The following is an 11,005-nucleotide window of genomic DNA, read 5'->3' as shown; positions in this document are numbered from 1 at the left end:
GAGGTCCTCGAAGTGGACGACCTCGGCCTTGATGAAGCCCCGCTGGAAGTCGGAGTGAATCACGCCGGCGGCCTGCGGCGCGGTGTCGCCCTGACGGATCGTCCAGGCACGGGCCTCTTTGGGGCCGGCCGTGAGGTAGGTCTGGAGGCCGAGGGTATGGAAGCCGACTCGCGCGAGCTGGTCCAGGCCGGACTCGTCCTGGCCGTTCATCTCAAGCATCTCACGGGCTTCCTCCTCGGAGAGCTCCACGAGGTCAGCCTCCAGCTTGGCGTCGAGGAAGATGCAGTCCGCTGGGGCGACGAGTTCGCGCAGCTCGGCCTGCTTCTCTGGGCTGCCCAGCACGCCTTCGTCGCAGTTGAAGACGTAGATGAACGGCTTCGCCGTCAGGAGATTGAGCTCCTTGAGCCCGTCCATGTCCAGCTTGTCGGTCTTCGCGGCAGCGATGATCGTGTCGCCCCGCTCGAGGACCTTCTTGGCTCCTTCGAGGGCAGCCAGCTCGGAGGCGTCGCGCTTCTTGTTCTTGACTTCCTTCTCCACGCGCGGGAGCGCCTTCTCGACCGTTTGGAGATCGGCGAGGATGAGCTCGGTGTGGATGGTGTCGATGTCGGAGCGGGGGTCGACGCGACCCTCGACGTGCACCACGTCCGGGTCGTCGAAGACGCGGACCACTTGGGCGATCGCCTGGGCCTCGCGGATGTTCGCCAAGAACTGATTGCCGAGTCCTTCGCCCTCGGATGCACCCTTCACGATGCCCGCGATATCCACGAACGACACGGTGGCAGGGAGGATCCGCTCCGAGTTGAAGATCTTGGCGAGCTCGCCAAGGCGGGGGTCGGGGAGGCTCACCACGCCGACGTTCGGCTCGATTGTCGCGAACGGATAGTTCGCCGCGAGGACCTGATTGCGCGTCAGCGCGTTGAAGAGCGTCGACTTTCCGACGTTGGGGAGTCCGACGATGCCAATAGTGAGAGCCACGGTCATCCATCATACCGGCGACGCTATTTCCAGAATGTCGCCCGGAATTGTCGGAGCCCCATGCCATCGTGGGAGCCATGGACGGAACACAGCTTCTCGTGATGGTGCTGGTGGCGGCGCTCGCCCTGCTTGTCGGTGCGTTGGCGGGCTTCGGCTACGCGCGGAGGAAGAACGCGGACGACGGCGGTGCTGGCCCTACGCTTCGAGCCCGCCTTGCGGAGACCGAAGCGCAGCTCGCTGCCGCGACGGCCGAGCGCAACCTTCTGGCGCGTCAGAACCAAGCCCTGACGAGCCTCGACGAGCAGGAGAACGCCGTCCTCCAAGCACTCGGGCCAGTTGCTGAGAAGCTGGGCGCAGTCCAGCGGCAGGTGGCCCTGCTCGAGCGCGACAGGGTCGAGCAGTACGGGCAGCTCGCCCAGCAGCTCCAGTCGGCTCAAGAGTCCGATGCCGCCCTCCTGAGGACTACGCACGCCCTCACCGCCGCCTTGGCCAACAACGCTTCCCGTGGCACGTGGGGCGAAGTCCAGCTCCGGCGGGTCGTCGAAGCGGCCGGGATGCTCGACCGTGTCGACTTCAGCGAACAGGTCACGGCAACGAGCGATCTCGGCACAGTGCGCCCGGACCTCGTGGTTCACCTTCCGGGTGCGAAGCAGATCATCGTCGACGCGAAGGTGCCACTTGCTGCGTATCTCAAGGCCCAGGGCGTCGCACACGACCCGAGCGCTCCCGCAGTCGAGACGAAGAAGCGCCACCTCGCCGATCACGCTCGGGCACTGCGGGCCCATGTGGATGCGCTCGGAACGAAGAAGTACTGGGAATCGTTGGGTGCCAGTCCCGAACTCGTGGTGTGCTTCCTTCCGGCGGAGTCATTCCTTGCGGAGGCTCTCATCGAGGACCCGGGGCTCCTCGACTACGCCTTCGCCCGGAACGTCGCCCTCGCCTCCCCCGCGACGCTCATCGCCCTCCTCAAGGGCGTGGCCTTCGGGTGGCGGCAGGAACTCCTCACAGAGAACGCCCGGGAGCTGTTCGAGCTGTCGCAGCAGCTGTACGGCCGCCTGGGCACCATGGGCGGGCACGTGGCGAAGCTGGGAAGCTCCCTCAAGTCGTCCGTCGAGCGGTACAACGCCTTTGTCGGCGCGCTCGAATCACGCGTGCTGCCGACTGCTCGGCGGATCAGTGCCCTCGACCCCGGGGCACCCGAAACCCTGCCCGACATGCCGCCGCTCGCCAGCACACCCAGGGTCCTGAGTGCAGGCGAACTGCTTGATGCGCAGCAGCTCGAGGACAGCGGTCTGCCGGTCGGCCAGCAGTCCCCGGCATCTGCCGAACCCCTGCGCCCAACCGCCTAACTGTACTAACCCGCCCTAACCCGCCGACCCCCAAACGCCGAGATCGGGGCGCGTGGCGCCGAGATCGGGCGGTGTGGCGCCGAGATCGGGTCCCCCACCCCCGAGATCGGGCGGTGTGCCCTGCCCCGACATCGGGGCGCGTGACGCCGAGATCGGGTGGTCTGCCCCAGACATCGGGGCGCGTGACGCCGAGATCGGGTGGTCTGCCCCAGACATCGGGGCGCGTGACGCCGACGTCAGAGCGGTGTGCCGTCGAAGTTGGGGCGTCGACCCGGCAGGAGTGATGTTGCGCCGAGAGCCCGGTCCAGCGCTTGCCTGGACCGGGCTCTCTTGTGTTTGGCTCATCGGCGCCCCCGACGTCGGCGCCACACGACCCGACCTCGGCGGCATACGGCCCGACCTCGGCGCCACTCCCCCCGACCTCGGCGGCATACGGCCCGACCTCAGCGACGCAGGACCCGACCTCGGCGGCACACGGCCCGACCTCGGCGGTTAGCCGCGCGGGCGCTGGCCCCGTCCGCCCAAGCCGCGGCTGCCGTCGCCGACATCCTTGAGGGTCGCCCGGAGCTCCTTCGGGAGCGAGAACAGAATGTCCTCCTCCGCCGTCACGACCTCCTCGACGGTCGCGTAGCCGTACTCGGCCGCGAGCCTCAGAACGTCCTGCACGAGGACTTCGGGAACGGATGCTCCGGACGTCACGCCGACGGTGGCAACGCCTTCGAACCAGGACTCGTCGACCTCGTTCGCGAAGTCCACTCGGTACGCCGTCTTCGCCCCGTACTCGAGGGCCACCTCCACGAGACGCACGGAATTCGACGAGTTCGCGGATCCGACCACGATCACGAGGTCCGCCTGCGGCGCGATCTTCTTGATCGCCGCCTGACGATTGGACGTCGCGTAGCAGATGTCATCGCTCGGCGGATCCTGAAGGTTGGGGAACCGCTCGCGGAGGCGTCGCACGGTCTCCATCGTTTCGTCGACGGAGAGCGTGGTTTGCGAGAGCCAGATGAGTCGGTCGGGATCGCGGACCTCGATAGTGTCGGCTTCCTCGGGCGAGTTCACGATCTGGGTGTGCTCGGGCGCTTCGCCGTAGGTGCCTTCGACTTCCTCGTGGCCCTCGTGGCCGATGAGCAGAATCTCGTAGTCGCCCTTCGCGAAGCGCACAGCCTCGCGGTGCACCTTAGTCACCAGCGGGCAGGTCGCATCGATGGTGCGCAGCCCACGTTCCTCGGCAGAGCGGACGACGGCGGGACTCACCCCGTGCGCGGAGAACACGACGAGTGCGCCCTCGCGCACCTCGTCCGTTTCATCGACGAAGATCGCGCCGCGCTCCTCGAGCGTCTCGACGACGTGGCGGTTGTGCACGATCTGCTTGCGGACGTAGACGGGCGGACCGTAGTGCTCGAGCGCCTTCTCGACCGCGATGACCGCCCGGTCCACTCCCGCGCAGTACCCTCGCGGCGCAGCGAGCAGAACGCGCTTCTCCCCGACGATCGGCGCTGCTGCGGCCACGTCCTCGGGCGCCCGACGTCGGCGCGGAACCGAGGGCATGGAAAGAGCGACGGGGGAAGAGGTCATGCATCCATGCTATCGAGTCAGAAACTAGCCTCTGCTCGTCTCCGCCGCCGGCGAACGGCTCCGAGGACTGCGCCGACTACGAGCAGCACCGCGCCGCAGACCGCCAGAGCGAGAATCCACGACTCGAAGTTCGCGGCGGCGAGCTCGGCCGCGCGCGCCCCGAAAGTCGAGGACATCGATCCTGAGTTCCCCTGGGCGGAGCCGGCCGCAGGAATCAGGCCGTCGGCACCTTGGAACAGCGCGGCCACCACCAGCAGACCGAGTCCGGCCCACGCCAAGGCGACTCCCCGCCGTCGTGCGAACAGCAGCCCGAGAACGAGGGCGAGCACTGCGCCGAATGCGAGGGGAATCCCCAGTCGGGCGAGGTCTTGAGCGTTCGTGAGCCAGGATCGCTGCTGCGCAGTGCCCACCTGAACGGTGAGAGACGGAGGACCGGAAATGCTGGCGTTCAGCGAGGCGCCGAGCTTCCGAGCGAGAAGGTCCGCGAGGGGACGGAGCTCGAGTTCGAAGGCGTTGGCCGAGGCGCGGTCAGCACTGAAGTTCACCTGGTGGGTTGCGCGCAGGGTGTCGCTCCACGCTTGGGGGAATCCGGGGTCGGAGACGAGCCCCTTGGCGACGGCGTCGACGGCCTGCTGGGCGATCGGCTTCAGGGCGTCCGGTACACCGGCCGAGGACAGCACGGCCGCGTCCAGATTGGACACGAGGGTCGACTGGATGTCCTTGTCGCTGCCCATCGGTCCGAGCAGGTGGACGAACCCGGACTCGTCGACCACGTTGCGGTCGAGCCAGAGCGCGGGCACCGCCACCGCTGCGAGGACGACGGCGAGCAGCACTGAGAGTGCGGAAAGGACGGTACGCATGGCTTCCCAAAGTGAGGCGGCAACCCACCTATCGTAGTGGGGAGAGGATCCGGGTTCCCGGCAGGACTGTCGGCGGGCCGTGATAGATCTGGGACATGACCGAGCGCGCAGGAGAGGGGGACCACATGCCTGACGCAGCGGAGATGATCGATGCCATGGGGTACACCGCGACCGCAGGGGGCACCCCCGTGGAGAGCACGGACGAGAGCGCCCCCGCAAGCCTGCCCGAGCGCGCTGCTGACACGACGCCGGACAACCCGTGGCCCCTCGCACTCCTCTCGCGCAAGCTCAAGGAGCACATCGAGCGTGCGCCGCAGGTGTGGATCGAGGGCCAAGTCATCGAGCTCAACAAGCGCGGGACGAACGCCTATCTCACGCTGCGGGACGTCGAGGGCGAGATCTCGTTGTCGGCGTCAGCCTGGAGCCAGGTCATGGGGCGCCTCAAGGAGCCCCTCGAACGCGGTTCGAGAGTCGTAGCGCTCGTCAAGCCGGAGATGTGGCTCAAGACCGGGCGCCTCAACATGCAGGTCCGCGACATCAGGCCGGTCGGCCTCGGAGACCTGCTGGCGAGGATCGAACGGCTCCGGCACGCTCTGGGGGCCGAAGGCCTCTTCTCGGAGTCGCTCAAGAAACGGCTGCCCCTCCTCCCCCACCGGATCGGACTGGTCACAGGAAGGGATTCGGACGCGAAGAAAGACGTGCTCCGCAACGCCGCGCTGCGATGGCCTGCCGTCCACTTCGAGATCCGCGAGGTCGCCGTCCAGGGAGGAGGCGCCGTGGGCGAGGTCATCCGGGCGCTCCGGGAGCTGGACGCGATGCCCGAAGTCGACGTCATCGTGATCGCTCGCGGTGGCGGCTCGCTTGAAGACCTCCTGCCGTTCAGCGACGAGCGGCTGGTCCGCGCCGTCGCCGCAGCCGAGACGCCCGTGGTCAGCGCAATCGGGCACGAGGCAGACCGGCCGATCCTCGACGACGTCGCCGACCTCCGCGCCTCGACCCCGACCGACGCAGCCAAGCGCATCGTGCCGGACGTGGCCGAGGAGCTCTCGCGCGTCCGGCAGTGCCGGGACCGGCTCGAACGGCAGATCGCCTTGCACGTCCACCGCGAGGAGCAGCAGCTCGCACTCCTGCGCAGCCGGCCCGTGCTGGCACGGCCGGAGGAGATGCTGCAGGCCCGGCATCAGGACGTCGATCGGCTCGTGGCCCGCGCGCACCACGCGGTGAGCGGCGCCGTCGTCCGCGGAGAGGACGCCGTCCGTCACCTCCGCGCCCAAGTCCGCGCTCTCTCCCCGCAGCAGACGCTTGACCGGGGCTACTCGGTGGTCCAGGTGCTCGACGGCCCGGCCGCCGCCGTCATCCGCGCCCCCGAGGATGCCCCGGCAGGCACTCCTCTGCGCGTCCGGCTCGCCCGCGGGGCGCTGGTGGCCCGCTCGGAAGGCGAGCTCACGTCGGTCCGCGCTGCGAAGATCCACGAGACCCACACCGGCGAGGAAGGAACTGCACATGAGTGAGTCCCAGCAGGACGCGTTCGCGCACCTGAACTACGAGGAAGCTCGCGAGCAGCTCGTGGCGGTCGTGGCCAAACTCGAGGCCGGCGGAGTGAGCCTTGAGGAGTCGCTCGCGCTGTGGGAGCGGGGCGAGGCCCTCGCGCAGCGGTGCGAGGAGTGGCTCGAAGGCGCACGACGGCGGCTGGATGCCGCGCGTCGTCAGCCCGCCGAGGGTGGTGGGGCGACCACCGAGTAGGGGAAGACTCAGCTCCCGGCGAGCCGGGCCTTCTCCTCGTCGACATCGAAGGATGCGGAGGGCCATTGGGGGTCCATGCCCTCAAGCGCCGCGACAAGGAGCTCCTGTACGACCATGCGCGAGTACCACTTGTTGTCTGCCGGCACCACGTACCACGGAGCGTAGGCGGTGCTCGTCCTCAGGATCGTCGCCTCGTACGCCTCCATGTAGGCGTCCCACTGATGGCGCGCGGAGATGTCGCCGGGGTCGTATTTCCAAAGCTTCGCAGGATTGTCGAGACGCGCGGCAAGTCGCTTCTTCTGCTCCTCCTTGCTGAGGTGCAGCATGATCTTGATGATTCGGGTTTCGTTCTCGAACAGGCGCGACTCGAAATCCTGGATGGACGAAAAGCGGCGTTCGAGTTCTGCGTCGTTGATCAGGCCGTGGACCCGCGGCACCAGGACGTCCTCGTAGTGCGACCGGTCGAAGCACCCGAGCATGCCGGGCCCTGGCAGCTGCTTCTCGACGCGCCATAGGAAGTCGTGGCGCTGCTCCTCCTCCGTCGGAACGCCGAATGCAGCATGCCGGACCCCCTGGACGTCGACAGCCCCGACGACATGGCTGACGATTCCGCCCTTGCCGCTGGTGTCCATGCCTTGGAGCACCAAGAGCAGCGAGCGCTTCCCTCCGCCCTTTCCTTCGGCGAAGAGTCGTTCCTGGAGGTCGGCGAGCTGAGAGTCGCGTTTCGCGAGAATGGCCTGGCCGTCCGACTTGCTGCCTTTGAATCCGGGCGTTGAGCCCGGATCGATGTCCGCGAGCTGGAATTCCGGCCGGACAACGAGCAGGTCCTGTGGGGCGCCGGTGAAGCCGTTCTCTTCCGTTTGCTTCGACATCGAACCTCCGGTGGTCTCAGTTCCCCTCGTACCTGCTGAGGAAGTCTGCCATACGGCCCAGGGCCTCCTCGATGTCCGCCACGGCCGGGAGCGTGACCATGCGGAAGTGGTCGGGCGAGTGCCAGTTGAAGGCGCGCCCGTGGGAGAGCAGGATCTTCTGCTCGCGCAGGAGGTCCAGGACGAACTTCTCGTCGTCCTTGATCGGGTAGACCTCGGGATCGAGGCGCGGGAAGAGGTAGAGCGCGCCCTTCGCCTGCGTCGTGGAGACGCCGGGCATGGCGTTGAGCATCTCGTACGCCTTGTTGCGCTGTTCGAGCAGACGGCCCCCGGGGAGGATCAGGTCGTTGATGCTCTGGTACCCCCCCAGCGCGGTCTGGATGGCATGCTGCGCGGGCACGGTCGCGCCCAGGCGCCTGTTCGCGAGCAGGTTGATGCCCTCAAGATAGTCGGCGGCGGACTTCTTCGGCCCGGAGATCGCCATCCACCCTGCCCGGTAGCCGCAGACCCGGTACGCCTTCGAGAGGCCGCTGAACGTCAGGCACAGCACGTCCTCATTCGTGAACGCGGCCATGTTGGTGTGCGTGACCCCGTCGTACAGGATCTTCTCGTAGATCTCGTCGGCGAAGATGATGAGCCCGTGCTTCTCGGCCAGCGCGACGATCTGCCGCAGTGTCGAATCGGAGTAGACCGCGCCAGTGGGGTTGTTCGGGTTGATGACCACGATGCCCTTGGTGCTGGGCGTGATCTTGGACTCGAGATCCTCGAGATCCGGTTCCCAGTCCTCTTCCTCGCGGCACAGGTAGTGCACGGCACTGCCGCCCGCGAGCGAGACAGATGCCGTCCAGAGGGGGTAGTCGGGGGTGGGGACGAGGATCTCATCCCCCTGCTCGAGCAGCGCCATGAGGGACATGGTGATGAGCTCGCTCACCCCGTTGCCGAGGTAGATGTCGTCCACCCCGATGTTCTGGATCCCGCGCGTCTGGTAATACTGCGAGACTGCGGTCCGGGCCGAGAAGATGCCTCGTGAGTCGCTGTAGCCCTGCGCGTGCGGGAGATGGCGGATCATGTCCACGAGGATCGCGTCCGGGGCCTCGAAGCCGAACGGTGCCGGGTTGCCGATGTTGAGCTTGAGGATCTTGTGGCCCTCGGCCTCCATCTGCTGGGCAGCTTCCAAAATCGGTCCCCGGATGTCGTACAGGACGTTGTGGAGCTTGGAAGACTGCTTGAACTCGGCCATCCAACCAATATGCCACAGGGTGTGAGCGCTCTCTTTGAGATTCCGCTCACACCCTGCGGCGCGGTTCTGAGGGCCGAGAAGGGGCTACGAGGCGAGTCCCTTGTCCTTGAGCCACGCCTTCGCCGCGTCGGCGGGACTCTGCTTCTGATTCCCGCTCACGGCCCGGTTCAGGTTGATGAGATCGGTCGTGGTGAGCTTCGACGAGACGGCATTGAGGGCCTTCTTCGCGGCGTCGGAGAGGTTCGCGGTGTTGACGAGCGGAACGACCTGCTGGGCGATGAAGTTGTTCTTCGGGTCGTCCAGGACGACGAGGTCGTTGTCCGCGATGGACGGCGTGGTCGTGAAGATATCGGCAACCTGAATGTCGTTGGACAGCAGTGCCTTGAGCGTCACAGGCCCTCCGCCGTCGTTGAACGGCTGGAACTGCTTGGGGACGCAGTTGTACTTGTCCTTGAGCCCGGGGAGCCCGTACGCGCGCTGCTCGAAGGTCGCCGGGGCGCCGATGACCAAATCGCTGCACACCTTGGACATGTCCGCGATGCTCGAGAGCGAGTACTTCGTGGCGGTCGCCTTCGTGACCACCATGGCATCCTTGTCCTCGGCCTTGGCTGGGTCGAGGATCGCAAGGCCCTTGGGCAGCTTGTTGGGCAGCGCCGAGGCGATGTCCGAGGCGGAGACCTGGGTCGCCTTCGGGTCCACGTAGAGCAGGAGATTGCCGGTGTAGTCCGGAACGACGTCCACGGAGCCGTCCTGCACCGCCTTGTAGTAGACCTCGCGGGCTCCGATGTTCGGCTTCGTCGTTGCGGGGACGCCGGCCGCGTTGAGGGCGCCGGCGTACAGCTCGGCGATGATCTGGCTCTCGGTGAAGTCGGCCGAGCCGATGACGAGGGCCTTGCCCGAGGCCGAACCGGAGCTCGCGCCGCCACCCGTGCTGAGCGGGTTGGACGAGCCGCCGCACGCGCTCAGCGCGAGGGTCAGCCCGAGTCCGGCCGCAACCGCGGCGACGGCTGTTCGGCGGGTGATCGGGGTGTCCTGAGGTGTCATGACAGTCCTTCCTGTTGCAGTTCGTGTATCGCCTCGGGAGCGGGCAGCTCCCGGGAAGAGGGCATGCGGGGGCCGAGTCGCCTCAGGAGCGTCCCCAGTGCGAGGTCGACGACGACGGCGAGGGCCGCGACGAGGACGGATCCGCCCAGCATCTGGGGATAGTCCGAGAGGGACAGGCCGTCGAAGATGTAGCGTCCGAGGCCGCCGAGGTTGGTGTACGCGACGACGGTCGCCGTGGCGATGACCTGGAGTACGCCCGCACGGATGCCCCCGAAGATCACCGGGAGCGCGTTGGGCAGCTCGACGCGGAGGAGCACCTGATGCTCCTGCATCCCCTGGGCGCGGGCCGCGTCGACGATCACGGGGTCCACGGCGGCGATGCCCGAGTAGGTGCCGGCCAGGATCGGCGGAACGGTGAGGATGACCAGGGCCCAGATCGGCGGCATCAGGCCGATCCCCGCGAGGAGCACGAAGAGCACGAGGAGGCCAAGGGTGGGGACGGCGCGCAGAGCGCCCGCAAGCGCGACGACGACGGTCCTCCCCCTGCCCGTGTGGCCGACGTACGCCCCGATGGGCAGGGCGATGGCGCAGGCGATCGCGACCGTCAGGACCGAGTAGAAGGCATGCTCCCCCAGTCGGGCCGGGATTCCGGAGTAGCCGGTCCAGTGGGCGGGATCCACGAGCCACGCCCAGGTGAGCTCGATGAGGCTCATGCCCGTGACCTCCTCCGCGGCACTGACGCGGGCGCGAGTCGGGCCCACGGCGAGAGCAGCCGGCCGGCGAGGACGAGGGCGAGGTCCATGAGGAGCGCGAGGACGAGGATGCCGACGAGGCCCACGACGATTTCGGTTATGAAGTCCCGCTGCAGACCTTCGGTGAACAGGATTCCGAGATTCGGCATCCCGACGAGTGCGGCGACGCTCACGAGCGAGACGTTGCTCACGGAAACGGCGCGCAGCCCCGCGATGAGCACCGGCAGCGAGAGCGGGAGGTCGACGAGGAAATACCGTGACACGGGAGTGTGGCCCAAAGCCTGGGCGGCGAGGCTCAGCTCACCGTCGACCGAGTCGAGCGCGTCGAGGGATGCGCGCACGAGCAGCGCCACGGCGTACACCGTCAGGGCGACGATCACATTCGCCGGGTCGAGGATCCTCGTGCCGAGGACCACGGGCAGGATGATGAAGAGGGCGAGCGAGGGAACCGTGTAGAGGACGGAGCTGACCGTCAGGAGTGCGGTGCGCCACGCCCGGCGTCGTCGGACGAGCTGGGCGAGCGGCAGGCTGATGACAAGGCCGAGCACGAGCGGCGCGGCCGCGAGCACGAAGTGCTGGCCGGCGAGCCCGAGGA

12 protein-coding genes are annotated in these 11,005 nt (G+C 67.5%); 4 read left to right on the top strand and 8 right to left on the bottom strand.

Translation table 11 applies throughout. From position 1 onward, the window contains the following. A partial coding sequence (gene ychF / locus ACTHL9_RS01525; RefSeq protein ID WP_440516862.1) for a redox-regulated ATPase YchF occupies nt 1-975 on the bottom strand: 975 nt, incomplete at its 3' end. A 77-nt stretch (nt 976-1,052) separates the two neighbouring features. Between ychF and ACTHL9_RS01520 the strand changes: the two genes are divergently transcribed. Both ACTHL9_RS01520 and ACTHL9_RS01515 read left to right on the top strand, forming a co-directional pair. Further along, the gene (locus tag ACTHL9_RS01520) at nt 1,053-2,324 is read left to right on the top strand and encodes a DNA recombination protein RmuC (protein ID WP_440516861.1); all 1,272 of its coding nucleotides are present in this window, start codon (nt 1,053-1,055) and stop codon (nt 2,322-2,324) included. Between the two features lie 283 nt (nt 2,325-2,607). After that, on the top strand, nt 2,608-2,820 hold the full coding sequence (locus ACTHL9_RS01515) for a hypothetical protein (protein WP_440516860.1): 213 nt from the start codon (nt 2,608-2,610) through the stop codon (nt 2,818-2,820). Here ACTHL9_RS01515 and ACTHL9_RS01510 read toward each other — a convergent pair. Then, nucleotides 2,817-3,902 (bottom strand): 4-hydroxy-3-methylbut-2-enyl diphosphate reductase, encoded by a 1,086-nt coding sequence (locus ACTHL9_RS01510; protein ID WP_440516859.1) that lies wholly within the window; start codon nt 3,900-3,902, stop codon nt 2,817-2,819. The two genes, ACTHL9_RS01515 and ACTHL9_RS01510, sit on opposite strands and share 4 nt — an antisense overlap. Nucleotides 3,903-3,919: 17 nt before the next feature. Then, nucleotides 3,920-4,762 carry a hypothetical protein gene (locus tag ACTHL9_RS01505; protein WP_440516858.1) on the bottom strand — a complete coding sequence of 281 codons (843 nt, stop codon included), beginning with the start codon at nt 4,760-4,762 and terminating at the stop codon, nt 3,920-3,922. A 155-nt stretch (nt 4,763-4,917) separates the two neighbouring features. On the opposite strand from ACTHL9_RS01505, the gene xseA reads away from it, so the two are divergent. Together xseA and ACTHL9_RS01495 are read left to right on the top strand one after the other, a co-directional pair. Next, a complete protein-coding gene (xseA, locus tag ACTHL9_RS01500) occupies nt 4,918-6,273 on the top strand; it encodes an exodeoxyribonuclease VII large subunit (RefSeq protein ID WP_440516863.1) in 1,356 nt (451 codons plus the stop codon). After that, a complete protein-coding gene (locus ACTHL9_RS01495) occupies nt 6,266-6,505 on the top strand; it encodes an exodeoxyribonuclease VII small subunit (protein ID WP_440516857.1) in 240 nt (79 codons plus the stop codon). Before xseA ends, ACTHL9_RS01495 begins: the two co-directional genes overlap by 8 nt. An 8-nt stretch (nt 6,506-6,513) precedes the next feature. Here ACTHL9_RS01495 and ACTHL9_RS01490 read toward each other — a convergent pair whose 3' ends face one another. The 5 genes from ACTHL9_RS01490 to ACTHL9_RS01470 form a co-directional block, all read right to left on the bottom strand. After that, nucleotides 6,514-7,377 (bottom strand): polyphosphate kinase 2 family protein, encoded by an 864-nt coding sequence (locus ACTHL9_RS01490; RefSeq protein WP_440516856.1) that lies wholly within the window; start codon nt 7,375-7,377, stop codon nt 6,514-6,516. 16 nt (nt 7,378-7,393) lie between these two features. Beyond that, nucleotides 7,394-8,614, bottom strand: coding sequence for a pyridoxal phosphate-dependent aminotransferase (locus ACTHL9_RS01485; protein WP_440516855.1), 1,221 nt, complete (start codon nt 8,612-8,614; stop codon nt 7,394-7,396). Nucleotides 8,615-8,698: 84 nt separating this feature from the next. Then, complete coding sequence (locus ACTHL9_RS01480) at nt 8,699-9,658, bottom strand: ABC transporter substrate-binding protein (RefSeq protein WP_440516854.1); 960 nt, start codon at nt 9,656-9,658, stop codon at nt 8,699-8,701. Then, on the bottom strand, nt 9,655-10,371 hold the full coding sequence (locus ACTHL9_RS01475) for an ABC transporter permease (RefSeq protein ID WP_440516853.1): 717 nt from the start codon (nt 10,369-10,371) through the stop codon (nt 9,655-9,657). The genes ACTHL9_RS01480 and ACTHL9_RS01475 overlap by 4 nt, the downstream gene beginning before the upstream one ends. Next, on the bottom strand, nt 10,368-11,005 hold a 638-nt coding region (locus ACTHL9_RS01470), incomplete at its 5' end, for an ABC transporter permease (RefSeq protein WP_440516852.1). The genes ACTHL9_RS01475 and ACTHL9_RS01470, both read right to left, overlap by 4 nt.

The sequence above is a fragment of the Sinomonas sp. genome, from assembly GCF_051955515.1.
Classification (GTDB): domain Bacteria; phylum Actinomycetota; class Actinomycetes; order Actinomycetales; family Micrococcaceae; genus Sinomonas.
The sequence above is the reverse complement of the archived record's forward strand: the minus strand, read 5'-3'. Positions and strand labels throughout refer to the sequence as shown.